The organism is Bremerella sp. JC817, assembly GCF_040718835.1.
Lineage (GTDB): Bacteria > Planctomycetota > Planctomycetia > Pirellulales > Pirellulaceae > Bremerella.
Genome location: NZ_JBFEFG010000007.1, coordinates 1 through 425, shown reverse-complemented (window position 1 = coordinate 425; position 425 = coordinate 1). Strand labels below are relative to the sequence as shown.

Below are 425 nucleotides of genomic sequence, written 5' to 3'. Positions count from 1 at the left end.
CCCGTTCCAACTACTTCTCACCTCGAACGGCCACTCTGAGTCGAAGGCTGCCTTCATCGGTGCCGACCTGGACCTTCGCCGTCGCCATCAGTGGATCCTCCCGCCCGGCGGGACGTCGTCATCGACGCCGAGCAACACCGTCTTCCCTTCGGCGTCCGCGACGCCGAGCACCAAAACGTCGGACCGAAACCCGGCGACCCGCTTCGACCCCAGGTTGACCGCCGCGACCACGAGGCGGCCGACCAGGGTTCCGGGCCGGTATCGGGCCGTCAACTGGGCGCTCGTCGCCAGCTCGCCGAGCGGCCCGAAATCGATCCAGAGGCAAAAGGCCGGCGTCCGGGCCTTCGGGTTCGGCTCGGCCCGGACGACCCGGCCGACGCGCAGGTCGAGCGCCCCGAAGGCTTCGATCGGGTCGATCATCTCAG

The 425-nt window shown here is 69.2% G+C and carries 1 protein-coding gene; it reads right to left on the bottom strand.

Going from position 1 to position 425, the window contains the following annotated elements; translation table 11 throughout:
- Positions 1 to 87: 87 nt before the first annotated feature.
- Positions 88 to 425 (bottom strand): tRNA-binding protein (locus AB1L30_RS00025; protein WP_367011317.1); only part of this gene is annotated, 338 nt, incomplete at its 5' end.